The organism is Asaia bogorensis NBRC 16594 (genome assembly GCF_001547995.1).
GTDB classification, from domain to species: domain Bacteria; phylum Pseudomonadota; class Alphaproteobacteria; order Acetobacterales; family Acetobacteraceae; genus Asaia; species Asaia bogorensis.
The window spans coordinates 1,689,035-1,712,919 of the sequence record NZ_AP014690.1 but is presented as its reverse complement, the minus strand read 5'-3'; the positions used below and the strand labels follow the sequence as shown (position 1 = coordinate 1,712,919).

37 protein-coding genes are annotated in these 23,885 nt (G+C 56.9%); 20 read left to right on the top strand and 17 right to left on the bottom strand.

The genetic code is table 11. The features are described 5' to 3' along the window. Positions 1–3: 3 nt before the first annotated feature. The 3 genes from Asbog_RS07590 to Asbog_RS07580 form a co-directional block, all read right to left on the bottom strand. The gene (locus Asbog_RS07590; protein WP_062164673.1) at positions 4–1,311 is read right to left on the bottom strand and encodes a phage terminase large subunit; all 1,308 of its coding nucleotides are present in this window, start codon (positions 1,309–1,311) and stop codon (positions 4–6) included. A gap of 3 nt (positions 1,312–1,314) precedes the next feature. Beyond that, the gene (locus tag Asbog_RS07585; protein WP_062164672.1) at positions 1,315–1,776 is read right to left on the bottom strand and encodes a hypothetical protein; all 462 of its coding nucleotides are present in this window, start codon (positions 1,774–1,776) and stop codon (positions 1,315–1,317) included. Between the two features lie 451 nt (positions 1,777–2,227). Beyond that, on the bottom strand, positions 2,228–2,701 hold the full coding sequence (locus Asbog_RS07580) for a hypothetical protein (protein ID WP_146926631.1): 474 nt from the start codon (positions 2,699–2,701) through the stop codon (positions 2,228–2,230). Between the two features lie 1,018 nt (positions 2,702–3,719). Between Asbog_RS07580 and Asbog_RS07570 the strand changes: the two genes are divergently transcribed. Further along, the gene (locus Asbog_RS07570) at positions 3,720–3,959 is read left to right on the top strand and encodes a hypothetical protein (protein WP_062164669.1); all 240 of its coding nucleotides are present in this window, start codon (positions 3,720–3,722) and stop codon (positions 3,957–3,959) included. Positions 3,960–4,628: 669 nt separating this feature from the next. On the opposite strand, the gene Asbog_RS07560 is transcribed toward Asbog_RS07570, so the two are convergent. From Asbog_RS07560 to Asbog_RS07540, 5 genes are all read right to left on the bottom strand, one after another. Continuing rightward, positions 4,629–5,552 carry a hypothetical protein gene (locus Asbog_RS07560; protein ID WP_062165776.1) on the bottom strand — a complete coding sequence of 308 codons (924 nt, stop codon included), beginning with the start codon at positions 5,550–5,552 and terminating at the stop codon, positions 4,629–4,631. 118 nt (positions 5,553–5,670) lie between these two features. Further along, positions 5,671–6,096 carry a hypothetical protein gene (locus tag Asbog_RS07555; protein ID WP_146926632.1) on the bottom strand — a complete coding sequence of 142 codons (426 nt, stop codon included), beginning with the start codon at positions 6,094–6,096 and terminating at the stop codon, positions 5,671–5,673. A gap of 62 nt (positions 6,097–6,158) precedes the next feature. Next, positions 6,159–6,983: a hypothetical protein gene (locus Asbog_RS07550; protein WP_146926634.1), complete on the bottom strand. Its 825-nt coding sequence runs from the start codon at positions 6,981–6,983 to the stop codon at positions 6,159–6,161. Positions 6,984–6,994: 11 nt separating this feature from the next. Continuing rightward, positions 6,995–7,825, bottom strand: coding sequence for a DUF1376 domain-containing protein (locus tag Asbog_RS07545; protein ID WP_197669034.1), 831 nt, complete (start codon positions 7,823–7,825; stop codon positions 6,995–6,997). Positions 7,826–7,878: 53 nt separating this feature from the next. Further along, positions 7,879–8,235, bottom strand: a complete 357-nt coding sequence (locus tag Asbog_RS07540) for a VRR-NUC domain-containing protein (protein WP_062164664.1) — start codon at positions 8,233–8,235, stop codon at positions 7,879–7,881. On the opposite strand from Asbog_RS07540, the gene Asbog_RS14395 reads away from it, so the two are divergent. Beyond that, positions 8,234–8,473 carry a hypothetical protein gene (locus tag Asbog_RS14395; RefSeq protein WP_146926636.1) on the top strand — a complete coding sequence of 80 codons (240 nt, stop codon included), beginning with the start codon at positions 8,234–8,236 and terminating at the stop codon, positions 8,471–8,473. The genes Asbog_RS07540 and Asbog_RS14395 overlap by 2 nt on opposite strands. Here the strand turns inward: Asbog_RS14395 and Asbog_RS07530 are convergent. The 3 genes from Asbog_RS07530 to Asbog_RS07520 all read right to left on the bottom strand — a co-directional run bounded on the left by Asbog_RS07530 (position 8,470) and on the right by Asbog_RS07520 (position 9,356). Further along, a complete protein-coding gene (locus tag Asbog_RS07530) occupies positions 8,470–8,742 on the bottom strand; it encodes a DUF2312 domain-containing protein (RefSeq protein ID WP_062164662.1) in 273 nt (90 codons plus the stop codon). The genes Asbog_RS14395 and Asbog_RS07530 overlap by 4 nt on opposite strands. Beyond that, positions 8,735–8,953 (bottom strand): helix-turn-helix domain-containing protein, encoded by a 219-nt coding sequence (locus tag Asbog_RS07525; RefSeq protein ID WP_062164661.1) that lies wholly within the window; start codon positions 8,951–8,953, stop codon positions 8,735–8,737. Before Asbog_RS07525 ends, Asbog_RS07530 begins: the two co-directional genes overlap by 8 nt. A 79-nt stretch (positions 8,954–9,032) precedes the next feature. Then, entirely contained in the window at positions 9,033–9,356 is a 324-nt protein-coding gene (locus Asbog_RS07520; RefSeq protein WP_186820080.1) for a hypothetical protein, read from the bottom strand. Positions 9,357–9,461: 105 nt separating this feature from the next. Between Asbog_RS07520 and Asbog_RS07515 the strand changes: the two genes are divergently transcribed. Further along, positions 9,462–9,677 (top strand): hypothetical protein, encoded by a 216-nt coding sequence (locus Asbog_RS07515; protein ID WP_062164660.1) that lies wholly within the window; start codon positions 9,462–9,464, stop codon positions 9,675–9,677. A 22-nt stretch (positions 9,678–9,699) separates the two neighbouring features. Here the strand turns inward: Asbog_RS07515 and Asbog_RS07510 are convergent, their stop codons facing one another. Further along, positions 9,700–10,218 (bottom strand): hypothetical protein, encoded by a 519-nt coding sequence (locus Asbog_RS07510; protein ID WP_062164659.1) that lies wholly within the window; start codon positions 10,216–10,218, stop codon positions 9,700–9,702. 207 nt (positions 10,219–10,425) lie between these two features. Next, entirely contained in the window at positions 10,426–10,647 is a 222-nt protein-coding gene (locus tag Asbog_RS14785) for a carph-isopro domain-containing protein (RefSeq protein WP_371861684.1), read from the bottom strand. Positions 10,648–10,731: 84 nt separating this feature from the next. Here Asbog_RS14785 and Asbog_RS07505 point away from each other — a divergent pair, with 84 nt between their 5' ends. From Asbog_RS07505 to Asbog_RS07430, 17 genes are all read left to right on the top strand, one after another. Beyond that, on the top strand, positions 10,732–11,481 hold the full coding sequence (locus Asbog_RS07505) for a S24 family peptidase (RefSeq protein ID WP_062164658.1): 750 nt from the start codon (positions 10,732–10,734) through the stop codon (positions 11,479–11,481). A gap of 70 nt (positions 11,482–11,551) precedes the next feature. Next, positions 11,552–12,037 (top strand): hypothetical protein, encoded by a 486-nt coding sequence (locus tag Asbog_RS07500; protein WP_148640452.1) that lies wholly within the window; start codon positions 11,552–11,554, stop codon positions 12,035–12,037. Further along, a complete protein-coding gene (locus Asbog_RS07495; RefSeq protein WP_062164656.1) occupies positions 12,027–12,353 on the top strand; it encodes a helix-turn-helix domain-containing protein in 327 nt (108 codons plus the stop codon). Before Asbog_RS07500 ends, Asbog_RS07495 begins: the two co-directional genes overlap by 11 nt. 596 nt (positions 12,354–12,949) lie before the next feature. Further along, positions 12,950–13,675 carry a phage antirepressor KilAC domain-containing protein gene (locus Asbog_RS07485; protein WP_062164654.1) on the top strand — a complete coding sequence of 242 codons (726 nt, stop codon included), beginning with the start codon at positions 12,950–12,952 and terminating at the stop codon, positions 13,673–13,675. Positions 13,676–13,916: 241 nt separating this feature from the next. Further along, positions 13,917–14,105 (top strand): hypothetical protein, encoded by a 189-nt coding sequence (locus Asbog_RS07475; RefSeq protein ID WP_062164652.1) that lies wholly within the window; start codon positions 13,917–13,919, stop codon positions 14,103–14,105. An 80-nt stretch (positions 14,106–14,185) separates the two neighbouring features. Next, a complete protein-coding gene (locus Asbog_RS07470; RefSeq protein WP_146926638.1) occupies positions 14,186–14,464 on the top strand; it encodes a hypothetical protein in 279 nt (92 codons plus the stop codon). Then, complete coding sequence (locus Asbog_RS07465) at positions 14,464–14,655, top strand: hypothetical protein (protein WP_062164650.1); 192 nt, start codon at positions 14,464–14,466, stop codon at positions 14,653–14,655. Before Asbog_RS07470 ends, Asbog_RS07465 begins: the two co-directional genes overlap by 1 nt. After that, on the top strand, positions 14,652–14,828 hold the full coding sequence (locus Asbog_RS14525; protein ID WP_171840678.1) for a hypothetical protein: 177 nt from the start codon (positions 14,652–14,654) through the stop codon (positions 14,826–14,828). The genes Asbog_RS07465 and Asbog_RS14525 overlap by 4 nt, the downstream gene beginning before the upstream one ends. Next, positions 14,825–15,160 (top strand): hypothetical protein, encoded by a 336-nt coding sequence (locus Asbog_RS07460; RefSeq protein ID WP_062164649.1) that lies wholly within the window; start codon positions 14,825–14,827, stop codon positions 15,158–15,160. Before Asbog_RS14525 ends, Asbog_RS07460 begins: the two co-directional genes overlap by 4 nt. Further along, positions 15,157–15,606, top strand: a complete 450-nt coding sequence (locus Asbog_RS07455) for a hypothetical protein (protein ID WP_062164648.1) — start codon at positions 15,157–15,159, stop codon at positions 15,604–15,606. Before Asbog_RS07460 ends, Asbog_RS07455 begins: the two co-directional genes overlap by 4 nt. Further along, positions 15,603–16,415 carry a recombinase RecT gene (locus Asbog_RS07450; protein ID WP_062164647.1) on the top strand — a complete coding sequence of 271 codons (813 nt, stop codon included), beginning with the start codon at positions 15,603–15,605 and terminating at the stop codon, positions 16,413–16,415. Before Asbog_RS07455 ends, Asbog_RS07450 begins: the two co-directional genes overlap by 4 nt. Next, entirely contained in the window at positions 16,412–16,555 is a 144-nt protein-coding gene (locus tag Asbog_RS14520; protein WP_171840677.1) for a hypothetical protein, read from the top strand. The genes Asbog_RS07450 and Asbog_RS14520 overlap by 4 nt, the downstream gene beginning before the upstream one ends. Beyond that, positions 16,552–16,722: a hypothetical protein gene (locus Asbog_RS14515; protein WP_171840676.1), complete on the top strand. Its 171-nt coding sequence runs from the start codon at positions 16,552–16,554 to the stop codon at positions 16,720–16,722. The genes Asbog_RS14520 and Asbog_RS14515 overlap by 4 nt, the downstream gene beginning before the upstream one ends. Next, positions 16,719–17,579, top strand: a complete 861-nt coding sequence (locus Asbog_RS07445; RefSeq protein ID WP_062164646.1) for a hypothetical protein — start codon at positions 16,719–16,721, stop codon at positions 17,577–17,579. The genes Asbog_RS14515 and Asbog_RS07445 overlap by 4 nt, the downstream gene beginning before the upstream one ends. A 182-nt stretch (positions 17,580–17,761) precedes the next feature. After that, positions 17,762–18,019: a helix-turn-helix domain-containing protein gene (locus Asbog_RS07440; protein WP_062164645.1), complete on the top strand. Its 258-nt coding sequence runs from the start codon at positions 17,762–17,764 to the stop codon at positions 18,017–18,019. 189 nt (positions 18,020–18,208) lie between these two features. Then, positions 18,209–19,363 (top strand): tyrosine-type recombinase/integrase, encoded by a 1,155-nt coding sequence (locus Asbog_RS14695; protein ID WP_062164644.1) that lies wholly within the window; start codon positions 18,209–18,211, stop codon positions 19,361–19,363. A 659-nt stretch (positions 19,364–20,022) separates the two neighbouring features. Further along, positions 20,023–21,369, top strand: a complete 1,347-nt coding sequence (locus Asbog_RS07430; RefSeq protein ID WP_146926643.1) for a hypothetical protein — start codon at positions 20,023–20,025, stop codon at positions 21,367–21,369. Here the strand turns inward: Asbog_RS07430 and Asbog_RS07425 are convergent. The 4 genes from Asbog_RS07425 to Asbog_RS07410 all read right to left on the bottom strand — a co-directional run bounded on the left by Asbog_RS07425 (position 21,360) and on the right by Asbog_RS07410 (position 23,646). Continuing rightward, on the bottom strand, positions 21,360–21,575 hold the full coding sequence (locus tag Asbog_RS07425; RefSeq protein ID WP_062164642.1) for a hypothetical protein: 216 nt from the start codon (positions 21,573–21,575) through the stop codon (positions 21,360–21,362). The genes Asbog_RS07430 and Asbog_RS07425 overlap by 10 nt on opposite strands. 205 nt (positions 21,576–21,780) lie before the next feature. Beyond that, a complete protein-coding gene (locus Asbog_RS07420; RefSeq protein WP_062164641.1) occupies positions 21,781–22,050 on the bottom strand; it encodes a hypothetical protein in 270 nt (89 codons plus the stop codon). 154 nt (positions 22,051–22,204) lie between these two features. After that, positions 22,205–23,131 (bottom strand): hypothetical protein, encoded by a 927-nt coding sequence (locus tag Asbog_RS07415; protein ID WP_062164640.1) that lies wholly within the window; start codon positions 23,129–23,131, stop codon positions 22,205–22,207. Continuing rightward, positions 23,128–23,646 (bottom strand): hypothetical protein, encoded by a 519-nt coding sequence (locus Asbog_RS07410; protein WP_062164639.1) that lies wholly within the window; start codon positions 23,644–23,646, stop codon positions 23,128–23,130. Before Asbog_RS07410 ends, Asbog_RS07415 begins: the two co-directional genes overlap by 4 nt. Between the last annotated feature and the right edge of the window lie 239 nt (positions 23,647–23,885).

Genomic DNA, 23,885 nt, shown 5'->3' with positions numbered 1-23,885 from the left:
GCCTTATCGTCCAAAAGTAACTGGTGCAGGCGCCCATCCAGCCGGGGCGCTCTGCTTTTCAAGCATCAGTTCTGTCAGCGCCCACACCAGCGCGTCGGCCCGGTCAGGCGAGCGAGCGCCCTGGAAGCCGGAAGCCGAGAACTGGCACATCTGATCCTCGAGATCGGGAAAGCGCCCGTGATGCGTGACCTTGCCTTGCTCATAGAGCGCGGCGATCGGCTCTGCCCGGGCGTATTTGCCACGTGAGGCCGTCACCATCTTGATCGGCGCGGTAGCCCTGACCGATCGTATTGTCTGCTCAACCATTGCCCCGCCGAAATTACGTTCTGCGATGATCCGGTCGGCCTTCCAGAGGTCGAGGGCATCGAGCGCGACCTTCGCCCATCCGGCCGGGCCGGTGCGGCATGTCAGATCTGCGAGCACGTGGCCGCAACCTTCACGGTCGATGCCGCAAACTGAAATGCCGATCTCGTCCGAGCGGTAATCTTCCTGACCTGAACAGCCAGACGGATCCACAGCCACGACGATGCGCTTCATGTCTGCCAAGAAGACGGCGCGTTCCTCTTCCACAACCGCAGGGGCCCGCCTGATCCGATCCAGCGTCCAGAGCGCGCCGTCAATCGCGGTCTGATAATTCCCGAACAGGAAGCGCTGACGCTCCTTTTCCGGCAATGCCTCCAGCTGGGCGAGATACTCAGGCGAGAGATTGTCCCGGTTCGCGTCCGGGTTAATCTGCATCGTCGCGTAAGACGCCGGATCAGGCAGGGGCTCGCCGCCTTTCGGCTCTATCCGACGCTCGAACAGACTGTAGAGCCAGTGCGAGGTCGTTGGCGGGTTGGCGTCGATATATTCCTTGGCGACCAGCTTCGTTTTCTGTGCCAAGCGCGTCAGCAGCATGTTGCGTGCGCCGTAGCTGATCTGGCTCGCTTCGTTCAGATAAACCGTGGTGAACTCCAGACCGAGGATCTTCTCGGTCCGGTCCGAACTGTCGAGACCGTGGAACAGAATCTCGGAGCCATTTGGCAGGCTCACGAACCAATCAGTTCTGTTCAGCGTGTAAGGCAGATCGGGAAAGCAGAGGCGCATGACCTTCGGAAAGGTATCGCCAATGATCGTGTGTTTGAGGGCGTTGAATCTGTGCCTGAAGATCCCGTGCCGTGAGCCAGGGGCCATGACTGCTCGGATGACGATTGCCCGGACCAGCAGGAACGTCTTGCCCGAGCGCGACCCGCCACGCAGCAGGATATGCGTGGCAGGCGAGCCTAGGAGCCGGTTGGCCTCAGCCTGCGCAGGATTGAGCGTTGCGACCATGCCTCAAAGCGCGCTGTCGTCCGGTGTGATGGTGATGGCGACCGATCCCGACTGCTTCACGTCATGCCGCTCTCGATATTTTTCGGGGCGGTGCGCGCGCAGCAGTAAGGCGGTCAGAGAGTCGCTGAAACGCTTTTGCTTCAAGGGCTCGCCGGTATTGGGGTCGAGGACGATCTGGCCCATTGAGACCACATATTCTTCGTGCCCATCGACTGCGCGGCGTCTGGCTTCCGCCTCTAAAGCGTCTGTCGCCTCGTCAATTGCGTCGTCCCAGGCGGTAGCGAAGCCAGGATCTTCCGAGCGCCATCTGTAAACGGTTGTTCGATCCAGAACGGCAACGCGCGCCGCCTCCGAGATATTCGACGTTTTGCGCAGATGGTCGAGAAAGACATCTCGCGCATCGCGCTTTGGCTTTGTGGTTTTTGTAGTAGCCCGGCTCTTTACCGGACGTTTGCGCCCAGCCATGCGACCTCCAGGCAATTATGTTTAGGGGAATTCAGCCACAAAAATGCCGAGCAAAAAGCCACTCGTCCTCGCGTCTCTGCACGTCGAGCTCGACCCGAACGGCTGCCCGCACACGCGTCAAAATGGGCTTATCGGCAGCGCCGATTTTCATAAGTCGCCCGGCATTCCGAAAAAGCCGTGGCGCGCATCTGATATGACTGCGCGTAGCGACCCCCATCCGCAAAGTCTCAGGCCACGACAGGGAGATGTCAGCCCTATGGTGGGGCGCTGAAGAACCAACGATTTCACAGAGAACGGCGGAATTAGAGCCCAGCCCAACCAAGAAAAACCGAACCGCGCCGAACTGCACAATATCGCCCACCGACAATCGCGTTGATTGAGGGAGCATTGTGGACCGCGCGGATTTAGGGATTTATCAGATATTATCCGTCTGCATGGCCATTGTACAGCGTTATCTGCGCGCCTGTTCCTTGCGCTGCTTCTGCAAGCGGCAAGCTGATTTATAGGCGCTCGGCAGGATTTGAAGCAGCACGACTGCGCGTTCCCGGATGGCCTTCTCGGCGCTCGTCTTGCTACGTGCAGGAAACTTCTCGCGCGCAATGGAGGCAAACGACTGATCGAGAGAAAGGAGCCGGACGAGCATATCGTGCGCATCATCCCCCAGGTTGTCGCGCACCAAACCCACCCGCTCACTGGCGATGCCGCGCGACGTGGCGAACGTGATCGCATCGCCGCGAATGTAATCGCTTGGCAGCGGACTGTGCATGGCGTCCGTATAGCCGTGAACGCCAAATTGGTAATCGCTCAACCAGCGCTCAGCCAAGGTTTCGGCCTCAGCATCAAGCTCGCCGGCCTTGCGTAGGGTCAGGAGGTGATTGCATCGCGAGCGCTTGCCGACAGGGCCTTGGTAATCGTCCTTTCCCACGCGCTCCATCGTTGCAACGAGCCCCGTTTCATGCCTCGGGGCCGGAGGGCGTTTGGCCGCTTTCGGCCTCGCCATTTGAGCAACAGTTTCATGGATTTTTGGGGCTGTCGTCATACCCTGATTATCGCCGACCGCGCCCTCTAAGTACACAGGAAATTACAGCGGTCAGTTTAAAGGAAGGTCAGTGGGTTGCCCGAGATTTATGCATCCTGACGAGTTTACCGAGCAGCACGAAGATGCAGGCTACAGCCATGATGTCTGCAATCATTTGAGCATGATCCTGCAAAGCGCATGTCCCTTCTAGATCGAGGAAGTGTAGCACGAGAAATGCTCCCCACGCGCACGCAGCGGCGCCGAAAATTGATTTCGATATCGTCATGGGTGCGCGACTACATCGAATTGTAACATTGCGGAAGGGTACGATTACGATTCGACAACAATTCATCAAGCTTTTTTGTTTGTGCCTCCCCATTGCGGGAGGTGGATCGCGGCTAACCACTTGCCATAGATATGTTCATAGTGTGATCCCCCACGAGCATCGGACCACGAGATGTCTACGATCTTGCACAGTTTGCGGTCTCCAGCCTCTATTCGCGGTACGCTCAGGTCGACGTCGCAGTGCAAGTTACCGCTACACTCGGTTATGAACTGGTTTCTGAATTCCTCGGGGATGTCGGCGATTTCAAATCGCCTACCGCCGCCGTCCTCCTCGCAATAGCTTTCTTGAGCGACGACATGACAATGGGCTTCATGCAAAGACACTTGTGCGATATTCCGGTCTTGTTTGTGACAACCAGGAAGGGTTGCCAATAATAAAGACAGTCCAATGATATTGCATCTAGACATGATAAGTCCTGTTGAATCGAACTCCGCAGGTGATGTTAAAAGGGTTAAGGAATCGTTTGCACGCCCGCGCGAGAGGAGACAAATGGCGCCTTCTCGCAACGTTTCTCTATGCTCAAATTTACTTAACACTCGCATAACGGATGATTAACCGTACTTACGTTAGCCTCGATGCATGGACGAGTTCGAGAGCCGGATCGCAGAGTTGAAAGCCTTAAACGCCGTTGCGGAGGCCTTGCAGCTTTATCAATCGCTCATTCTTGCGCAGACATGGTGCGAAAGCGCTTTGACCCTGGACGATGATGAACCGTCAGTCACGGGAACCTGGTGTTATGTAAACCAAGATGCGGGCGAGCTACCGACTTCCGTCTGGCGCTTCAACCAGACCGACGAATGTGTTGGCGCAAGAGCTTGAGACCTGATCTGCCTTATTGGCCGGCGTCGGAACAGGCAGCCCGTGTCCAGGCCGCTTCACAGTAAGAACGGGAAAAGGCCCATCTTTCGGTTTGGGCTTGAACATCTCGAAGATCGTTCCTGCGATTTCTGGGATATGGCCATACTCAAATTCTACCAGAAACAGCCCGTCAGTACAACGAAAACCGCTTGCCCCTCACAGGTATTACGCCGCACCGTCAAAGTATTCCTGACGCACAGCTACGTCCGGTTCTTACGGATCAATAACGACGACGAAGCCGATGCGCCTTGAACAACCGCAAACTCAGTTGGGCAACGCAAGCGAGACCGATGAGGCAGGCGGACATATAGAGCATAGCTTCCGTGTAATACTCTATGTCTATCTCCATCGCCCGTAAGCTCACTATGACAAAGCAGTTGGCGAATAACATTAGGGCGGGGATCTGGCTTCTTGGCATTTTTTTGATCCTGAGTTTGTAACGGTAATCTCCGTTAATCATGACTCAAAAATCAACTAAAACTTGCGCCACGAGCTTTGATTTTTTCGTGCACGCCGATCCAGAACCCCGCATCGTCGTCCGTCACACGCTGGTCCGGGTCTTGGCTGGCGAGCGTGTCGGCTAGGTCGCGCCAGGTGGGGAAGGGCGGAGCGCCACTCGTTCTAGCCAGATTATGGACCGCTCAAAGCGCGGGGCTGATAGATCTGCCCAATACGTTTGGCCTCTTCTTGTCCGCCAATCAGGTGAGCTTTTGTCAATATGTATTTTGGGAAACGAGTGGTGAGATATTCGTGTCGAAACCACCGGCGAAACTCGGCCAAAGCCTCATTTGGGTATGCCCAAGGGCGTTGCGGGTTGCTAGCTGCCTGAGGATAGTAAGAGGGATAATTGTGCTCGAATACTACTCGGGGGCCATAAGTATTTTCGAGATTGTTTTTCGTCCAATAGCTCCCCCAAGCCTTCCCAACGCTGATGTCAGGTATCGTTTTATCATTTACGCCAACATCAGCATTTATTAAGTCGACAATCATCCCTCCCACCTCGTTGAACACAATGAAGTATCCGTCAGGTGCTCCCCCGACAAGTAAAGATACGCGATCATGATAGTACTTCCACTTGTCAGGAGGAGCGTATCCCAAGGCTTCGTAGATGAAACTTTGGAGGCCGAAACGCGCAAGTTGGCGGAAGCTTTTTAGCGCCGTTTCATTCGTTCTCTGTGCTTCGAATGCAAAATACTCGATGACCGCCATGCATACGACATCTGGATAAGCGTAGTGCGCTGATCCGTCTTTTCGTATCTCAATGTAGAGACTAGGTTCGCCGTAAGCTTTTTCAGCCAGATAGTCTTTGAACCAAGACACGCGCTTAGAACCAAATATCCCAGTTTGATGAGCTGTCTCCCATTCGAGGGTCAGCTCTTGCAGGGTTGATCTTGCGGCGCCTGACATTCCAGCCAAGCCTCGCTGTGTTAGGTAGGGGGTGCCATTTTCCAACACGCCCATTTCTATGCCGGCTATGACGCGCTCGATCTCAATCCCTAGGTCTAGAATACCTTGCTTTGGGGTGGCCGGAGATGAAGGGGGATTTAGAGACAAGGCCTTGTAATCCCTAATAATATTGGCGGCCGGTAGTCGACTTAACCGCGGCGTTTGACGTCTTTTTACCGTAGCGAGATGCATCGGCCTGAGTCTCGCTATCAATCGCGCCCATCAATCACATTATTGTGACTTTTTCTCGTCGAACCCCCTCCCCACCAGAACCACGCCTACGCACGACCAGTGGCGGACACAGATACCACGATATCGCAGCGCTGATCGTCACGGATATGACCGTGCACAGGAGGCCTTCCTTGCGATCGATCCACAACGCGATGAAGCCGATCAGGGCGAAAGACAAAACCAACGCCGCGCATCTGATCGCCACAAGAGCCATTTTCCGCCCCGTACAGCCCGTTCCAATTTCCGCCGGTGAGTTTGTCGTCTCGTGTTCCGCACCGCCCTCAGCGGCCCGCAAATTGGCTCTCGCGGCATGATAGGGAACGGGCTTGGCGATGAGGTGCGTTGCGTCCACTCGTTCGGCCCATCGCGTGCCGGTGTCCATGAGGTCCGTGGGTATCGCCCGTTTCGTCGTTTCGCTCATGCCCGATCCTACCACACCCCGAGTCCCGTTTGTACCGAAATCGCCCGGATTTGCTGGGTTTTTCATGCCTGCGCCTCGCTCGTCATGAACCGTTCCGCCGCCTCAAACCGGCGCTGCATTTCCTCGACCCGCTCTTGCGTCACGGCCAGCAAATCCCCGTCGAGGTTCGGCAGATCGGCCTTCAGCGCGTCGAGCAGGGCCCAGCCGGTCAGACCCTCAGCGCCGGGTGGTGTGTAGGTGCCGTGCTTGCGGATCTTCGCTTCGTGGGCTTCGCGCTTGGCGACCTCAGCCCGGCGAGCCGCCATCATCTCCCGGACGGCCTCGCGTTCAGCGTCGGTCGGGCGAGGGCGTTCCGGCTCTCGAGCCTCCTGACGCGACACGATGCGGACATGCGCCACCTTGTCGCGCAGAGGGGCGGCCACCTCGTCCAGCAACTCCGCAAGCTCAGCCACAGAGGGGAAGAACTTGAATCGGCGCAATGCTGCCTTGGTCAGTTCATCGCCCCACACTCCGGCAGGGGTGTCCGAGAGCGCGGCAAGCATTGCAAGCCTTCGCATCTTCATCGCCCCTTCGTCTTGCGGGTTTGGGGCGGCGCCGTTGAGCATGTCGGTCAGATGCTTGACCACCGCAAAAAGCTCATGGGCCGGGAGAGGGTCTAACTCGCGTTCGAGAAGGGGGAGAACGCGACGGGCCTCGGCAATAGCCCCGGCTGACGGCTTTGCCTGCGCCGTACTGCCAAGCACCAAACCGGGAGCGACATCGCCTCGGCGCAAGCGGGCGTTGCGCTCGGCGTCCGTTTCGCGCCTGCCGAAGAAGCCGCCAGAGTGTGAGCCGATCACTGCCTGCAATTCGGGGCTGATCACGATCGCCGGGCGGCGATCAGACATGGCGAGGTTGTTCATCGCTGCATCTCCCCCATGCCTTGGCGTTCGAGCCATTCGGCCTCCATGCGGTCGGCCTGTTGTGCGAGAATGGATTTTGGTCGCTCACGTGGGACGGACGCCGCTTTGCCCCCGCGCTCGCTGTCCCTGCGGCACCAGTTGCGAAACGTGGCGTCCCAGTCGAGCTTGACGCCCTTTGCGCCGGCAACCGCACGCCAGTAGTCGCAGAAAGCTTCGGCCACCTTGTTCGGGTTGCAGCCATTCGAACGGGCGAACTGCTGGAGATCGTCAGACGGCCACCAGGTATCCGGCAGCCTGCATCCCTTGGGGGCTTTCGGCTCGGAATATCCCACAACCCGGACGGATGGCTTTTCGTCAGGCGCGGAAGCGCTGACAGACTCTGAACGTAGTGAAGAGTCTATACTCTCCCTCTCCCTCTCCCTCTCTATGGCATTGCCGTGGGATATGCCGTGGCATTCCCGTGGCTCTTGTGAGTCCGATGCTGTGGCATTGCCGGTTGCGCGGTCAGACTTCTCCCAACGCTTTGCGGCTCTCTCGCGCTGTCGCACGCGAGATTCCCAAGCATGGCGGGCTTTTTCGGCCACTGTAGGGTGGTACAAACGGCCATCAGAACACAGCACCCAGCCACGCAAAGCCATCTCTTTGATGCGGCTCCACCGTGAGCCTGCGCCCGAAAGATGGGCAAGCACTCGGTCGTCATTCGGAAGGCTCGACGCGGGAATTTGCAGCCACGACTTGCACCAAAGCGCAACAGCAGCTTTGAATTCCTCCCCGGTGGACAGCGCAAACATGTCGCTATCAACCAGCCTGGACACGTCCAATTGCATGAATGGGAGCCCCCGCAGGTCGCAATCTGAGGGCGTCAGGGGTTCTGGTTTACTCATGCCGCCACCCTCGCTCTCACAGGCACGCCACAGGCGGCCAGATGCGCCAGCACGGCATCCACAGACCTGCAGACGGCTACTGACCCGCCAGCCTGCGTCAGGCGAGCGTGCATCTCGCGTTGAGCCTTGCTCAGCGTCCCTACGGGCGTCTTGAGCTCGATCAGGTGATGGCGGCCGGCGTGGACGATCTCCAGATCCGGCCACCCAGGCAGGCAGCCGCGCTTTTTGCGTCGGGCACCTTCACGCGGGCCGTTCTGTCGGTTCTCATGGCTGATCGCTACGGCTTCGGGCGGCAGGGCCAGCTTGAGCGCCAGCCATACTGCTTCATGCAGGGTGTCCTCAGGGCGCTTCATGAGCAAACCTCCCAGCCCGGTCCCGCTCCCGTTTCAGGGCGCGGATCTCGGCTTTAAGCAGGTTGATCTCGCAGTCTTTGGCCGCCAGCAGCGACAGCGCCCGACCAGCCTCAGCTTTGGCTTTCCACAACTCATGATCCTGGCCAGTGTGGACGATCTCAGTTGCAGCGAGCAACGCAACGAGCCTGTCGTTTTCGGCTTCCAGTCGGCGGCATCGGCGGAGGAAGAGGAAACCTAGCATCCTAATGCCCTCCGGTATGTGTCGAGCAGATGCTCTGCTTCCTGCACATCCTTCGGATCAGCATTCATGATGCGAATGACCTGCTTGATCGTCTTGGGACAGTAGCCCGCGCTTTTGGCCTCGGACATTATGTCCTTCTGGTCGCCGCGCAGGGCCTTCACCTCTTCCTCAAGCCGGATATGCCGCTCGATAATGGAGCGCAGACGATCGGCAGCCACCCCGCCTTCTTGGGCGCGGGAATTATGATCGTTCGGGAACTCAGACATTCTGGCCTCGCATCGGAATGGCAATTTTCTGGACAGCAAAACCGAGCGCGTTCGCCATGGTGTCTGGCATTTCACGCTTCTGGCTCAGGACTTCGGAGACGGTCGATTTGTGGAAGCCGTGCCGGTCAGCCCATCGCGAAAGGCTTCCTTCCATTTCGATCTGATCGGCTAAGTAATTTCGCAGGTTTGCGAACGGGAGCGGCTGGGTCATTTCTCGGCTCCATCCCGCTTCACCTGGAGCGCGATCTCGTAGCTCGCGAAGCGCGCAACGATGCCGTCCGGGAAAAGCATTACCGATAGAAAACCCAGCCTGAATGTTCTTGGGGGCCCGGAATGGTGGCCAAATCCACACCATCCGAAGTCGATGCCGACGCCTTTGGGCATTGGCCTTCCTCCACAATTCGGAAGATCTCGTCGCGGAGATCGTCACATTGTTGCATGAGCCGGATCAGCTCAGCCCCTCGGGGCGCATTGATACCGGCAAACCAGTTTTCGACCGTGCGTGGCGAGGTGCCGACGCTGCGGGCAAGTTGTTTCGCTGCGTGCCTGAGATGGCCGTAATTACGGCGCAGGATCTCGGACACGGTGTCTGCGTAGGTGGCGGCATCCATCATGTTGCCTGTCCTCCACCGAAAAACTCGGTGGTGATTCCCTCGCGATTTTCGCATTGGCTTTCTCCATTGTTCGTCAGGTCAGGGACGAATTGGAGCAGCCAAAGAATGGACGACGACACCACCACCCACGAGCACGACAAGCCACTGGTCGAGGCAGATGCGAGAAGGTTCACGCAGCGGTTGGATACGCCCGTGATCGCTCTCGACATCATGCGCGCCGCCCGGCTCTGGTCGGTGCTGCACCCGCACGCTACGGGCCAGACGCGCCAACGTCTGGTCGAGCAGTTTGCGGCTGCGGTGGGGGTCGTGGTCGTCATTTGATGGTCAAGGTGCTTCGCTCATGTCAACGCGCGCCCATCTGCGCGATGTCGCGTTGAGCGTCGGCCCATGAGACACCGGGCATCATTGCGCCCCAGGTCTCAGCCGAACCAGCGGGCAGCGGGTCGATGCGCGTGATCTTCGGCTTGCTCTGCGGATGTTCGGCGACGACTTCCGATTTCTTGACACGCTCGATAACGGCCAGCGGAATCCCGGATAAATCGCGGATTTCATATTGCCGCCTGGTCGGTACCCGGTTCCAATACCTGATCGCGTGCTTCGATATCGCGAAGTGCGCCGCGAGTGCATCGATGCCCCCACAATCGCGCACTACGTCCTCAAGGGAGTAATCATCATACTTCGGGTCGATATTTGCCGGACCAGACGCTCTTTCTTTCTTGACTCGGCTCCCGGTGGCATTGCCTCCACAATGTGCGCCGCAAGCCACGCTGCAGAAGCGGCGCGGCAGCCATTTGGAAAGGCGCATACCCGGCTTACGGCTGAACGTAGCCCCGCAATATTCGCAGTTCTTCGTATCGCTCATTTCTGCCCCCCCTTGCGTTCGAGGCGGCTTGCGATGCTCTGCAGGTCGAGCGCGGAGACCGTGCCGGTCAAGGAGAACGGCGGTTTGGCGGCTGGGGCGCTCATGACCGTTCCTCCGAGCTTGTGGCCCGCGTCACGCCGGACGCCCAGACGAGTAGGCGGATGGCAGCGCAGGCGGGGATGATGATTTCGAGGAAGTGCAGGAGACTCATGGGCGGGCCTCCGTTGGGGTGCGACGGGCGCCTACGAGATCAGCAGCATTTATTTCGATCCCAGCGTGTCGCGCTTTCTCAAGAATTTCTCCCTGATAGCGAGCAGGAATGAACCCTGAACCTTTCCATGACTGGACAGTCGAGGGCGGCTTATCGAGCAGTTTGGCCGCAGCGCGCGTACCACCTAGTCGAGTTATGATATCGGTAGCGATTGTCATGTGCGGAATGTGCGCTATGTCCGCACATATAGCAAGCGGAATTTCCGCACTGACTGCTGTGCGTTTTTGTCGCACGATGCGCCCATGACCGACGAACTACCCCGCCTCAAGCTCAAAGCTCTCCGGAACCGCGCTGGGTGGACTGTAAGGGCTTTTGCCGATGCTATGGGATACGGCGAGAAGCAGTCCTCTTATCGAACCTACGAGGACACCTATAAGAAGCCGTTCCTACCGATCGATTTCGTAGAGAAGGCCGTGCCTTTGCTCGTAGATAGAGGCGAGCCGCCTATCGAACTACGAGAGGTATGGGAACTTGCTGGCGTTTTCCCAGGCGAGATGGGAATTCGCGAAGGTATCGAGCGCGCCAAACGGGTAGAGGCCGCCACGCACCCAGTCCAAGGCGCGGTGGTCGTAAATGAATACGACATCTCTCCGCAGGCAGGATCGGGGGCATTGATTGATGAGAGCGCGGGCGGGGGCGAGGGGCATGCTCCCGTTGCATCGTGGGCTATGCCTAGAGGCTTTCTGGAGAACTATCTTCCTGACACGTCTGGGCTGGCAGTCGTCAGAGTGATCGGCAACTCGATGGAACCTGATTTCCTCCCCAGTGAACGAGTTCTGGTCGATACCCGTCACCGGCAACTCAGTCATGATGGAGTCTATGTTCTATGGAATGGGCACGGTGTGGTTATCAAACAACTTCAGCTGATTCCCAATTCGGTCCCTGAGCGCGTTCGCATCATTAGTGTGAACCCCAGTTACCCCATCGACGAGGTTGCTCTGACCGATATCCATATCAATGGGCGTGTGGTAGGCAAGTGGCTATGGAAATGAGATCTTTTCCTCTCAGGAGTACCTCACGTTTGGCGTTTGAGTGCGTCGCTTTTGCGTCAATTAAAGAAAGTTGACTTTTATGGCAACTGGTGGGATTATCGGCGCACTCGGTAGCCTAAGGGGCATCACCAAATATGATCCAGATATTGAAGGCTTGCCTGAAAGGTATATCTGGTATGGAGAAGACGGCGAGCTTCGAATGCAGGAGCTCGAGCGGCGTCCTAGGATTGGAGGATGTAATAGAACACCCTTTGAGCAAGCGATGCAGCGGTTAGATGATTTCTGCGCGGGAAAGCCTATCTTTTATCCCCAGGAAATAAGTAATCTCAAGCACAGAATACACGGAGTTTGGGAACTAAAAACAACGCATGTGAGATTGTTCGGCTGGTTCCCTGAAAAGTCTCACTTCCTCTTTGTAAATTGGGAGCTTAAGCAGAAGCTGCTCATCAACACTGCATACGAACCTTTAATACAAGAGGTTCTTTCTTTTCGTAGTAAGTTAGGGCTTGAGAAATCAGTTAGCTCTGAGAGTGGAAGGCTTAAAGATGTCCTTTAAGAAAATTATTCCGAGGCGTCGAAAGATTTATCTGGAGCTTCTTAGCGATATCGATCTGCAACTGAAAAAAGCTTACTCAGAAGAAAACACGAAATCCGGGCTCAGCAAGGCAGATCTGGCGCGTAAGCTTGAAAAGGATAAATCCTTTGTTACGCGCATCTTTAACGGCACTCGAAATATAACTGTCGAGACTATTGCCGACATGGCTTATGCGCTCAACAGAAAGATTAATTTTGAGCTGACGGAAGAAAATCACCGTGCAGGCAAAAATGAACAGATTAAGCCCTCTGTTATCATGATGGGGGTTGGAAAGTGAAAGACTATCCGGCGCTCTCGGAGTTCTATGACGATCTGCGGATCGAAGTTGGAGGGCGTTTCACATTCGTTGGTTCTTATCCCAAAACGGCGGAGCAACGAACTTTCCCGACGCCACCAGGAAAATTTTGTGTAAGAAATATAGTTCTTTGCGGTGAGGAGGATAAACCCAAAGAGATATCTTTCAGGTTGACACTAAACGGAGAAGAGTTGTTCGAGACCGTACAAGACATCTCCAACGTACCAAGTGATCAATTGCCGGATAGTAAAAACTTGGTGTTCTATGGGATGATAGTTCTAGAGGCGTTTTCGTTTTCTCAACCGGGAATACTAGAGTCGTTCGTTGCTGTAGACGGTAATGACTGGCAGAGATCAGGTTGGCTGAGGCTTACGAAAAAGGTAGACTAACTTTGGACCGGGTAATGTCGCCGATCTCAGGTTGAATAAACCCAACCTACGAAAGATAGAATTCCTTTTCCTAATCGTGCAAGCCCGGCCCAGCCGGGTTTCTTTTTGTGCGGCATGTGCGGAAAAAACGCTTGACCGACGTGCGGAAACAACGCACATTGACCCCATCAACACCGATGGGGAAGCCAGATGGCAACCGAGCCAACAATCTTCGTTTTTGCAAATGCTGAGATCCGGGTCGTCATGCTGGACGACGCGCCGCACTTCGTCGGCAAGGACGTGGCCGAGCGTTTGGGATACTCGAACGCAGCAGATGCGATTTCCAAGCATTGCAAGGGGGTCGCGAAACGCTACCCCCTTTCCACCGAAGGCGGGATGCAGGAAGTCCGCGTTCTCTCCGAGCCTGACGTTCTCCGCCTGATCGTTCGCAGCAAGCTGCCCGAGGCGCAGCAGTTCGAGCAGTGGGTTTTCGAGGAAGTTCTGCCGTCCATCCGCAAGTGCGGCGGATACATGGTCGCAGCGCCGGACGAGACGCCGGAAGAACTGGCAGCCCGCGCCCTAATCGTCATGCAGGCGACAATCGAGCGCCAAAAAGCTCAACTCGCAGCAGCGCAACCCACTCTTGAATCACATGAGCGCCTTGTAAACGCCAAGGGCCGCACGAACCTGCGCGAAGTCGGCAAGGAACTGAAGATCGGCTCGCAGAAAGGCATCGAACTGATGCGTCAGGTCGGCTGGATCTTCAAAGACGCTCGCGGGAAGTGGAAGGCATACGCCTCCGCAGTCGATGCCGGTTACGTCGAGATGAAATACGCGACCTTCACGAACACGGCAGGCGAGGAGGTGGCGACACAGACCGTCTACGTCACGCCACGCGGTGTTACGCGCCTCGACGCACGACTGGCTCAGCACTGACCCTCAACAAATCAAGGAATAGCCAAATGGCAGACTTCGTAATGTTGACCAAGGTGGTTAGGGACGTGAATTTTCGTTCCTGCGTCAGAGCATCAGACATTGTCTCATTTTCGGGGAGAGGTTCCAAAAACTCGACTATGACGCTTCGCCCCATTTCTGAGGGAGACGTGAGGATCATCGAGGTCAAAGAAACCCCCGAGCAAATCCTTGCCCTGATCGCCGAAGCGCAGGGGGCGAAGTGATGTCTATCTATAAGGCCAAAGCCTTCCATGACGCATTCTTCGATGCGTCACGCGAAGAACGCGAGAGCGTATCGGTCGATCGCGCAAAGCACACTTGCTCCTATCTGAAAGACCTCGTGAGCGAAGACGAAAGGATCGCTTCGTTCACCGTCGCCGAGATCATCGAGAACCTGAACCGCTATCTCTGACCCCGCTTGACGCGACCCCGGTACGCCGGGGCCGAACAAGCCGGGTTTCCGGCCAGTGTTTCCAGTGATGGAGAGAGAAGATGGCATATCCAGACGGAATGCAGTTCCGGAGCAGCGATACCCGCAGCCCGTATTATCGCGCCAGTGCGATGAGCAACTTTCAGGCGGCGGTCAGCCAGGACGCAGAGATCGCCGAGGAAATCCGCGAACTGATTACGCGCACAGAGCAGCAGGTGAACGCCAAGCTGTCCCGCGTGAATGACCGGGGCGCGTTCGATACGGACGAGCTTGATTGCCTGTTCTGCCGACTGGGCGAGGCGTTGCCGAACCGTGCTGTGCTTGAGCAGAGGGCAGGGTGATGGAACAGCGTCAAGTCGATGCGTCCTTGCTCGCGGACGTATGCCAGGAATTGCAGGCAACGAACGAGATGCTTGGGCACCATGAACGCCGTTTGCGTCGCGACGGCATGAAGGAAGAAGCCGACCGCGTATTCTGGAAAATGCGGAGCAACGTTGAGTTGCGCGAAGCCGTGCAGGAGGCCGCACAATGACGCCCGCGCAGCATGACCTCGCGAAGGCAAACGCAGTCCTCAAGCACCTACGCAACGAGGCCTGGGGGCTCGATGCGACCCCGCTCCGCAAGAGCCTGATCCAGCAGTGGGAGGCTCAGCGGACTGAGGCAGATCGACGGATGATTTCTGAATTGTGGGAGACACGCTCATGAGCGGGAAATGGACGCCTGGGCCTTGGAGTCTTGATAGAGACGAAGAAGAGGGCGGAATTGCCATCCTCGATGCATCCGGAGCGCAGTTAGGGATACTGCATGGAGAAGGTGAACAAGTTTCCGACGACGCCCACCTGATAGCCACCTCGCCGGAACTGGCCGAGGCTTTGGAGGAATTATACGCAGACGCAAGGGAACTGCTCGTTTCAGCGACATCGTGCGCCGGCCGCCAGGATCTGAACGCCGATGACCTGGAGGAGCGAGGGTTCGCGCCTGACTCTTTCGCCAAAGCCCGCGCCGTGCTCGCCAAGGCGAAGGGAGAGGGGGCGTGAACACCCTCGACATCGCCAACGCGGCATATGCGGAGCACGTGAAGCCCTCGTTTGATCGGATGATCGACGCGCTCAAGCAGATGCGTTCGGCAAATGATCCGGACACAGGTGCGGTTCTGTGCATCGAGGCGCTGGATGCACTCGCCAAGGATTGCGCCGCCATGCGGGATGAACTGCGGGAAGGCGTCCGTCAGTCATGCGACGAGAGCGGCACAGTTTCATTCGAGGCCGGCCCGTATCTGGTGACGAGAACGCGCCCCGATCCTGCTGCCACAGTGACCGATGAAGCCGCCTTGAGAGCCGCCATGCCGGCGCTGTTCTCGCCCCAGCCGGACAAGCTGGATCGAGCCACGCTCACGAAACGCCTCCGACGCGGCGAGACGATACCGGGCGCAACGCTCGGTGCTGCCCCCGTTGGAACCATTCAGATCAGGACAAGAAAATGAACGAAGTAGCGACAGTCGGCGCCCCAGGATCTTTCGTAATCGAGGGCATGCAGGGAGCAATGAAACTGGCCCAGGCCATGGCCTCCGCTCGCATGGTGCCGCAGCACTTACAGAGCAGCCCCGGCGATTGCCTGATGGTGATCGAACAGGCCATGCGCTGGCAGATGTCACCCTTTGCCGTGGCCCAGGCTACCGCAGTCGTCAAAGGCAAGATGTGCTTTGAGGGCAAGCTCGTCGCCGCGGCGATCCAGACGAGTGGCGTGCTGGAAGGGCGGCTGAATTACGAGTTTACCGGAGAGGGCGATAACAGAGCGGTGATCTGCGCCGGCCTTATTCGTGGCGAGAAGAAAGCCCGGTCGGTCGAGGTCAAACTGTCAGAGGCCCGCACTGAAAATCAGTGGTGGAAGAAGACGCCGGACCAGATGCTGACTTACCACGCAGCCCGCGTCTGGGCGCGCCGTCATACGCCGGAAGTCATGCTTGGCGTTTACGCGCCGGAAGAAATGGCAGACGCACAGGACGATCGCCGCGAGCCGGTTGACCTCACGCCCGAACCGAAGCGCACTCCTCCGACCATTGATCACGCGGCACGAATTTCGGGATGGCTGGAGCGCGCAACGAGGCCTGAGCAAGCTGTAGCTGTGCGTGGCAAGTGGATCGAGATCGTTGCGAAGTCCGATGAAGCCGGAAATCCGATAGCCGAGGACGTACAGAACGCAGTGGCTGGCATGATCGAGGCGCGGCTTGATGAGCTGGCCGAAGCGCATGCGGTGCAAGAGGCCGACGAACTGGAGCACGCCCCCGCATGACCCACCCCGGCGACGAGGAAATAGCGGACCGCCTGACGAGAGAGCAGGCGGCACAGGATGCAATTCGCGCCCGGATAGCGGCGCAGGGACAAGCGCAGGAGGCCGTGAAGGACCGGAGCGCAGGGGAGAGACTGGGATGACCCACAAACGGGAGCCGGAGACATTCGAGAAAGAGTGCCGGGCAGTTATCGCACGAGGCCAGGAAGCCAACCGTAAAGAGCGCGGCATGTATCTCAGCTCTCACGAAGTGCATTTGTTGTTTGGGATCGGGCCATTCGCCGAAGATATCAAGGAAGCTTGGACATGACCCACGAACAGAAGCCGGAGAACGCGAGGTTTCGGACGCGGGAGGCGCATAGGCAGCACATTGCCCAGGCATGGCAAGACGAGGGAATGAGCCATTCCCTAGCGAATGCCTGGGCCGATAGAGAACTATCAGAAGCCGAGGCCCGAGGCGCAGCAGAGCAGCGCCGGAAATCAGAAATCGAGGATGAAGCCGAAAACGCCCGGTTCGCTGATGCGGATGAGGAAAGCACGCTCAACGCCCTTATGCGAAGGCACGGGATTAACCGTGAAGAGGCGTCTGAAGAACTGAATTGGTGGCAGGAGCGCGACAAAAGGTTCCCGCTGAATAAAGCAGAGCAGCGCCGGAAGGACACGGAGGCCAGCGCCAACGATACAAAAGAGTTTGTCGAGGCTATGGATGAACTTTTGAAGGCAGCGTCGGATCTGTTGGAGGATGCTTACCGGGAAACGGCCCTGCCAGCGACTGAAGCAGAGCATCTCCAAGAAATGCGTTTTCTGGAACAAGAGCACTTTGGCAAAGCCTTTGCCGCCATTGAGAAAGCAAAAAAGAGGTTGACGGCGCCTGATGAACAAAAGCGCGAAATGATCGCGGCAAAGCTCACCCGCCCCGCCAACGTCGCCGCGCTTGAGGCTCGGGTGAAGGAGTTGGAGGGGGTCTTGAAAGAAGCTGCACGCGCCCTTGAGCAAGTAACAGACGGAGAGCGAGGCGGATACAATGCGCGCAACGGTAAGTTTGTCTGTCTGAGGATGAGTGACGGTGAACGCGCCGATATCATCCACAGCGAGGTCACAGAGGATTGCGAGCGTGCGCTCGTAACGGTGCGCGCAGCCATCCGCGAGGGAGGCGAGCATGGGTGATATCGATACGAGCGGAACGCGTTTGCTAGTCTGCCCATACTGTGGGCACGAACACGAAGATAGCTGGGAATTCAAGATAGAAGACGGCTCAGAGGTAGATTGCGGAGAATGTGGTCGCCTGTTTTTCGCGGAGAGCTTCACTTCCGTAACTTACTATTCGGAAAAGCTGGAGCAAGACGCGCATGACTGACCCCACCCCCTTCAACCGTCTCCTGGGCGAGCGGGTGCGGCGGATGATCGTCGCGCAAGGCCGGTCGCAAGAGAGTGTGGCCGTGGAGGCCGGGATTTCCACGAGCACGCTGGGCTTCCTGATCAAGGGCCAGAACAGCACGATCAACACGGTCCTGAGCGTCATGGCCGCGCTCAAGGCGCCGCCCGAGGTCATGGCCGCGATCTATGCCGACTTTGTGGAGCATCGGAAGGAGAGGGCGGATGGGTGAGGGAATGCCTCGGCTGCGCCCCATGCTCGATGTTTTGGCAACCGACCTTCGTGGGATCGTCGGACGAACAAAGCTGCTGCACCATCTGCGTGATGTGCCCGAGCATGATGGGAAGCCAACACACCGTCGCGTCGGGCCACGGATCAAGTTCAGCCCCGAAGATATCAAGACCCTGATCGAAAGCCTGGAATGTCCCTCAAGATCGTCGCGCGAAAAGGAAGGCAAGACCTCTACATACGCGGAACCGTCCGAGGACAAAGCCTATACGAAAGCACTGGAACGACTGACCCGAAGCAGGCAGAGGCTTACCGGGCAAAGCGGGAGGCGGAACTCTGGGCCGAGAGCGTCTATGGCAAGCGTGCGGTCGTAACCTTCGCAGCGGCTGTCACGGCCTATCTTGAGGCCGAGCAGCGCAGCGAGACGACGCTGAACCATGTTGAGAGGCTCCTGAGGCACTTCGGCAAACGGAAGCTGACCTCGATTGGGCAAGGTGATGCTGACGAGGCGTGCAAGACCATCCTGCGTGACGGGGCGAATGCTTCCCCAGCCACCAAGACCCGTGGCGTTCTGACGCCGCTGCGGGCTATTCTAGAATTCGCAGCCGTGCGTGGCTGGTGCGACAAGCCTGCGTTTCAGATGCCACGGGTTCCGCAGACGAAAATGCTTTTCATCCGGCCAGATGAAGCGGTCGATCTGGTGAATGAGGCAGCGCCGCATGTCCGGCCGTTACTGGTCTTTCTGATCGGCACTGGTGCCCGCATGTCCGAGGCTCTGGATCTTGAATGGTCTGATGTTGATTTGCCAGCCGCACGCGCGGTCGTCTGGCAGAAGCAGGGCACTGAGCGGCACATAGACTTGCCACCCGTTGTCGTGCTGGCGCTTGCGGGCCTTCCACACAGATCGGGGCGCGTATTCCGCCCTGTGCGATCATCGCGAGGGGCTCAGGGGCTTGTGATGGGAGACGCCTATTATGACACCGGGCGGAACGGCGGGGGCCAGATAAAGAACGCCTGGGCATATGCCTGCAAGCGTGCGGGCTTGCCGGGCCGCGAACGAGTCTGGACACCCAAGGGGGAGACAAAGGAGCGGCGGGTTTTTGTGCCGAGCCTCACCCCGCATTGCCTGCGTCACACATGGGCAACGTGGCATTATTGCGTGCACAAAGATCTGTTGAAGCTGAAAGAGGATGGCGGGTGGCAGACGATCACAATGGTCACGCGCTATGCCAAGAAGATGCCGGACCATCACAGGGAGGCGGTGATTCGCTGGCTTGGCACGACTGACTGGCCAGATATCGTCTATTCGTGCCAGATCGGGGCCACTATGTTGGATGGTGGAAAATAACACATATAAAACAGACGCTTATCGCGCTGTCACTTTGCCTTCACACGGCAGGGGTCACAGGTTCAATCCCTGTCGCACCCACCATCCTCACCCGCAGAAAACTGCCGTTTTTTGAAGATTGCAGGGTCTAACCCACGCATCTTCTCGATCTATCTCGGTCTACTGCGGTCTAGAGTCGCCCGGCCCAATCCGTGCAAAATCCGTGCAGTTTGTTCGTGTCTTGTTCTCATAGGGCGCGAGTCGTTTCCCCTTGTACTGACCCGCCAGATCGTGCGATTCTGCGAGGGCTGCGGCGGCGTGGATGGACACGCGGGAGAGGGCCCTCCCTAAGCGGGATCATGCGGCTCGCCAGCCCAGAGCAAGCGTGTTAGACGGTTAATCGGTGGGAAGGCCCCAACTGTCGCTATACGTCCGTCAGCGACAGTTGGTATTAAGCCCGGCCCCTGCTTAAGCGCTCGGTCGACCCGGCGATAATGGGCCGTGATGCGACCGATGGACTTGTCGAGGTGCTGGCCCTCGCGAGCATAGAATCACAATACGTTGCAGACATATTCCTCTGCTATTATCCTAGCAAAGAGAGTTCGGACGATCGCGACCGAGATAACCTAGCGCAACCACTGCGACACTAGAACGCAGCGCCTTTTTATTTGGATTCACGCATGATTTGTTCACGCATCAAGGTTCTAGCCGCCTCAGGCATACTTATAGCTCTAAGCAATGCGGCACCGCTTCGCGCAGCTACAAACACGCCAAAAATCGGTTTTTTCTCGCCATCTGGAGTCGACTCAGGTTACGCAAACAAGATTGATTTCGTCATCGTAAACGTCTATAGTCCAGCCGATCTCGATGCTAAGCTTGCTCGTATCCGTCAGGAAAATCTTAAGGTTTACCTAGATCTCGGTCCATTCATCGCTGTGCAAAAGCCGAGAAACGAAATATCCACTCATTATAGTGATCCCCAAAGTGGCAAGAGTGTGCAGAAGGGATTTTCGCCAGCAACGCCAACTAAACTTCGTTCGTTTTCTCCCGAGATAAACGAAAAACTATCGTCTATAAAAGACGTTATGAAGAAGTATAAAGATTGCATATATGCTATATTTCTGGCGGATGAGCCTTATTTAAATGGCATAAAAAAAGAAGACCTTGAAAAAAACGCATTACTAATCAAAAAGATCCTATCGGATGCAGATTTGACAAATATTAAAGTAGGAATAAATTTTTCTAACGGTATGTTCGATCGACAATTTGCTCATATTATGAGTAAATCATTTTCTGAATACACAAAGAATATTGATGCATATGCAAAATCTCTTAATGATGAGAATAGAAGAAATTTGGAGAGAGTGCGTTTAACCACATACGATCAGTCCGGAAACAGTTATATTGAGGGAGGTATACCTAAAGGTTTCGATATATATACGTTTGACAGTTATCTATCCACTTTCCTGTTAGATTCATCATATGAGGATATCTTAGATTTTTTCGTGCAGAAGAACATCATCGACAATTGTCGAGTATTCTCCGGTATGAAGATGTCCGACTTAAGGAGGAAATTATCTTTCTTCCGTGACGGCCCTATAAACGTAACGAAAAAAGACCTCGATAACGATCAGAGACTGCTCGATGATCTCTATCGGTGCCGCGTTGGAACGCTTATGACTATGCTAAACGCGCAAATATCTTCGGTTGCTCCCTCAGCTCGCACTATGCTGATATCGGAGTCCAGTAACAACGGGGTAATGGAATTCGACTCACACCAGAACCGAGAGCAGGGGCAACCCGAAAAGCTGATCGAAAAGAGAGTCATGGAAGAGGTACAACGCGCTTCTCAGTTCTTGAAACATAGCGAAAACTATCGCATTGATTCGGTCGCTTTCTTCCTTTATAATGATGACTATGACAAAACTATCAAAATGAATATTGGGGGCGTAGCTGCTATGCCTTCTGTCCTCGACTACATATATAACATGCGGGCCGGAAGTGCGCATACCCGCAGTCAGCGCTGACAAACCCGCACCTGGTCCCGCAGCCCGATATAGTCGCCGATCCAGCGCATCGTTTTCGGCTTCGGGTCGCCCTCAATCTCAGCAACAAGCGCAGCCTGATCAGTCTTGCTGTAGGTGAAAAGGGCAGGGCGGGGCACGTACTGCACAGACGAGCAGGCGGAGAGCCCGAGCAGGGCCCAAGAGCGATCCACCTCATGCCGTGCCATCTACAAGCCCCTGCAACACGGCATATTCCGTCGCTGGCTTGTCGGCCTGAGCCTGCGCCATTGATTGCGCACTGAGCGTTGTCGCAACGGCAGAGGTTTTTGCGGTCTCGGATGTGGTGAGAGACGCCGCGTACTTCCCCGCCCGGTTGGCGTACCAGATCAGGTCACAGGCCTCGCCAACAATGGCTGCGACGATCCATCAGTTTCAGGCCTGCGGCACAGCGATACCCGAGCGCCAGAGCAGGTCGCGCAGCAGAGCGTTCTGCTGACGCAGTTCTTCAATCAGGTGGAGGTTTTCTTCTTCGCGTTGTTCGAGCTTGTCCACGCGGGCGTTCAGGCGAGCAAGATCTTCGCGTTGAGAAGCGATGGTGCTGCGAGCATTGGAGGCCCCAAACCCGATAAGCCATCTTATTGTAAAAAGAATCCCCCCAACGACGGCGGCCCACCATGGTTGGGGTTGATAGGCCTCATTCATGAGGGAGTATCCATTGTTGAAGGCAGGCTGCTCGTTCCGCAAGGCTCAGCTTGTGTTGACGCGAATGAGAGGCGTACGATTTGAGAGCCGGGAAGCGACGGAACGGACGCGCTGTGACTGAAAGGCTCAACCAGCCGGTTTGCGGCCATCGTAATCAGATTGGAGACCCCAACCCAACCCATCGCCAAGCTCCCAGAGCATATACGGCGAGATTACCCTTGTTCTGATTGTTGGCATCCCAGTAGCAGGCCAGCGCCATGCCCGAAGGGGTAGGGAGTGCTCGAAGTTCGGCCTGTGTGTAGCATGTTGGGAGATAATAGCCGCCCTTGATGGCGCCGCTGACACTCCCCCCAATAACGGGGAGATAGGTGCGGGCCGCTTCGTCCTTATCGAGTTTTGGGGCGACCGCAGCTGAGACAGAAGTAGGCGTTGCGTAGCTGTGCGAGGCGGAATCGGTCGTGAGATAAGCGCTCAAGGTGTTCGAGAGGCTCGCCTTGCTCACGCTTGACCCTTGAAGCGCGGTGATCTGATCGGCTTGGCTGTTTTCAACCTGGGTTGCACGTGCCTGTTCACCCGCGACAGCTGAGGATAGCGCGGTCGCCGTCGCGTAGCGTGAGTCAGCGTCTTTCGTCATCAGATATCCAGACAGGATGCCGAACAGGCTCTCGGCGCTGACAGATTTCGCCTGCATGTCCGCAATGCGATTGCCCAAAGCCTGTTCAGCGACGCTTGCCCGGTCGCTCTCGGTCTTCACCGCCTCAGCGATGGCGGAAGACGATGCATAACGAGAGGCGGCCTGCGACACAGTGAGATAGGGCGAGAGTGCCACGCCCAGATCGGTCTTGCTGACAGATTGTAGAGCCAGATTGTCTAGAGCCTTCTGATTCTGGGCAATCGTATTGTTCATCGTTCTGAGCGTCACGGCGGGTGTGCCATCAGCTAGGCGTTCCGTGCCAATGGCGGTGTCGGGGGACAGGCCATTCGGCGCGATGAATGGAGGTGCCGCAAGACATGCTTCGCCCCAGAATGCGACGCTTAGGGCAAGAGCGACGCGCGCGGTTTCATTGATCTTGCGGGTCATGCCGGGTCTCCTATGCGTGTGGGGATACCTGCGTTGTTGAACCAGCCTCCCGCATCAGTATCGGGCTCGGTAGGGAGAGCCCTCAGCCAGGCATCCATCGTGTTATCGGTCACGACAGGGAGCTGTGCGCCGGGGGACGGAGGCGCACTCGCCGGGAAAAGAGAGGGGCGGGTGCCGATGCATATCTTGGCCTCCACCTGCAGGCTCGCACCAAGGCTGGTCAGGGCGCATACCGTCACAGTTTGCAGGCCCGGCTCGGTCCATTGCAGCCAGGCCGTCGCGATCGTTCCGAACAGGCTTGTCCAGGCCTGTTGCGCCGAGGCTCCGGCATCGAAGCGGAAGGAAGAGATGAACTCTCCCGGGGCCAGAAGAGCATCGAAATCAATACTGTAGTCTCCCCCGCCATTGAGGGCCGAGGGTGGCCAGACGAGTTCCGGGTGAGATTTTGGATAGCAGCCCTGACCTGCAGGCTCCCTGACGGGACGCAGGATATTGGCGCTAGGACGCCACGTCATGAATGTACTCCTGGAGGAATTATACGAAACATCGATCATGCCGGCGCAGAGCCTCGTACGGCTCGACACCTGGTGATTTGGGGCATGATCAGGCTTGTTGCGGGTTCATCCCGGTTGCCGCGGCCTTATAGGTGCATCCACGCGGGAAAGGGCATCTCGCGCGCGTTTGCGGATAGCGCGACAGAGAAGCGATGAAAGTAATTGGAATATATTTCGGGTCTAGGCCCGATGCTCGTCAG

What these genes read in the sequence shown, in the direction of transcription:
- Asbog_RS07510 (WP_062164659.1), bottom strand. Translation starts at nt 10,218, where the DNA reads ATGAGCGATACGAAGAACTGCGAATATTGCGGGGCTACGTTCAGCCGT.
- Asbog_RS14395 (WP_146926636.1), top strand. Translation starts at nt 8,234, where the DNA reads ATGAGCAAACCTCCCAGCCCGGTCCCGCTCCCGTTTCAGGGCGCGGAT.
- Asbog_RS07545 (WP_197669034.1), bottom strand. Translation starts at nt 7,825, where the DNA reads ATGCAATTGGACGTGTCCAGGCTGGTTGATAGCGACATGTTTGCGCTG.
- Asbog_RS07485 (WP_062164654.1), top strand. Translation starts at nt 12,950, where the DNA reads ATGGCAACCGAGCCAACAATCTTCGTTTTTGCAAATGCTGAGATCCGG.
- Asbog_RS07465 (WP_062164650.1), top strand. Translation starts at nt 14,464, where the DNA reads ATGGAACAGCGTCAAGTCGATGCGTCCTTGCTCGCGGACGTATGCCAG.
- Asbog_RS07550 (WP_146926634.1), bottom strand. Translation starts at nt 6,983, where the DNA reads ATGTCTGATCGCCGCCCGGCGATCGTGATCAGCCCCGAATTGCAGGCA.
- Asbog_RS14695 (WP_062164644.1), top strand. Translation starts at nt 18,209, where the DNA reads ATGTCCCTCAAGATCGTCGCGCGAAAAGGAAGGCAAGACCTCTACATA.
- Asbog_RS07425 (WP_062164642.1), bottom strand. Translation starts at nt 21,575, where the DNA reads ATGGCACGGCATGAGGTGGATCGCTCTTGGGCCCTGCTCGGGCTCTCC.
- Asbog_RS07505 (WP_062164658.1), top strand. Translation starts at nt 10,732, where the DNA reads ATGACCGACGAACTACCCCGCCTCAAGCTCAAAGCTCTCCGGAACCGC.
- Asbog_RS07410 (WP_062164639.1), bottom strand. Translation starts at nt 23,646, where the DNA reads ATGACGTGGCGTCCTAGCGCCAATATCCTGCGTCCCGTCAGGGAGCCT.
- Asbog_RS07590 (WP_062164673.1), bottom strand. Translation starts at nt 1,311, where the DNA reads ATGGTCGCAACGCTCAATCCTGCGCAGGCTGAGGCCAACCGGCTCCTA.
- Asbog_RS07445 (WP_062164646.1), top strand. Translation starts at nt 16,719, where the DNA reads ATGACCCACGAACAGAAGCCGGAGAACGCGAGGTTTCGGACGCGGGAG.
- Asbog_RS07430 (WP_146926643.1), top strand. Translation starts at nt 20,023, where the DNA reads ATGATTTGTTCACGCATCAAGGTTCTAGCCGCCTCAGGCATACTTATA.
- Asbog_RS07520 (WP_186820080.1), bottom strand. Translation starts at nt 9,356, where the DNA reads ATGATGGATGCCGCCACCTACGCAGACACCGTGTCCGAGATCCTGCGC.
- Asbog_RS07470 (WP_146926638.1), top strand. Translation starts at nt 14,186, where the DNA reads ATGGCATATCCAGACGGAATGCAGTTCCGGAGCAGCGATACCCGCAGC.
- Asbog_RS07420 (WP_062164641.1), bottom strand. Translation starts at nt 22,050, where the DNA reads ATGAATGAGGCCTATCAACCCCAACCATGGTGGGCCGCCGTCGTTGGG.
- Asbog_RS14525 (WP_171840678.1), top strand. Translation starts at nt 14,652, where the DNA reads ATGACGCCCGCGCAGCATGACCTCGCGAAGGCAAACGCAGTCCTCAAG.
- Asbog_RS07460 (WP_062164649.1), top strand. Translation starts at nt 14,825, where the DNA reads ATGAGCGGGAAATGGACGCCTGGGCCTTGGAGTCTTGATAGAGACGAA.
- Asbog_RS07415 (WP_062164640.1), bottom strand. Translation starts at nt 23,131, where the DNA reads ATGACCCGCAAGATCAATGAAACCGCGCGCGTCGCTCTTGCCCTAAGC.
- Asbog_RS07475 (WP_062164652.1), top strand. Translation starts at nt 13,917, where the DNA reads ATGTCTATCTATAAGGCCAAAGCCTTCCATGACGCATTCTTCGATGCG.
- Asbog_RS14515 (WP_171840676.1), top strand. Translation starts at nt 16,552, where the DNA reads ATGACCCACAAACGGGAGCCGGAGACATTCGAGAAAGAGTGCCGGGCA.
- Asbog_RS07515 (WP_062164660.1), top strand. Translation starts at nt 9,462, where the DNA reads ATGGACGACGACACCACCACCCACGAGCACGACAAGCCACTGGTCGAG.
- Asbog_RS14785 (WP_371861684.1), bottom strand. Translation starts at nt 10,647, where the DNA reads ATGACAATCGCTACCGATATCATAACTCGACTAGGTGGTACGCGCGCT.
- Asbog_RS07570 (WP_062164669.1), top strand. Translation starts at nt 3,720, where the DNA reads ATGGACGAGTTCGAGAGCCGGATCGCAGAGTTGAAAGCCTTAAACGCC.
- Asbog_RS07540 (WP_062164664.1), bottom strand. Translation starts at nt 8,235, where the DNA reads ATGAAGCGCCCTGAGGACACCCTGCATGAAGCAGTATGGCTGGCGCTC.
- Asbog_RS07585 (WP_062164672.1), bottom strand. Translation starts at nt 1,776, where the DNA reads ATGGCTGGGCGCAAACGTCCGGTAAAGAGCCGGGCTACTACAAAAACC.
- Asbog_RS07495 (WP_062164656.1), top strand. Translation starts at nt 12,027, where the DNA reads ATGTCCTTTAAGAAAATTATTCCGAGGCGTCGAAAGATTTATCTGGAG.
- Asbog_RS07530 (WP_062164662.1), bottom strand. Translation starts at nt 8,742, where the DNA reads ATGTCTGAGTTCCCGAACGATCATAATTCCCGCGCCCAAGAAGGCGGG.
- Asbog_RS14520 (WP_171840677.1), top strand. Translation starts at nt 16,412, where the DNA reads ATGACCCACCCCGGCGACGAGGAAATAGCGGACCGCCTGACGAGAGAG.
- Asbog_RS07525 (WP_062164661.1), bottom strand. Translation starts at nt 8,953, where the DNA reads ATGACCCAGCCGCTCCCGTTCGCAAACCTGCGAAATTACTTAGCCGAT.
- Asbog_RS07440 (WP_062164645.1), top strand. Translation starts at nt 17,762, where the DNA reads ATGACTGACCCCACCCCCTTCAACCGTCTCCTGGGCGAGCGGGTGCGG.
- Asbog_RS07555 (WP_146926632.1), bottom strand. Translation starts at nt 6,096, where the DNA reads ATGAGCGAAACGACGAAACGGGCGATACCCACGGACCTCATGGACACC.
- Asbog_RS07450 (WP_062164647.1), top strand. Translation starts at nt 15,603, where the DNA reads ATGAACGAAGTAGCGACAGTCGGCGCCCCAGGATCTTTCGTAATCGAG.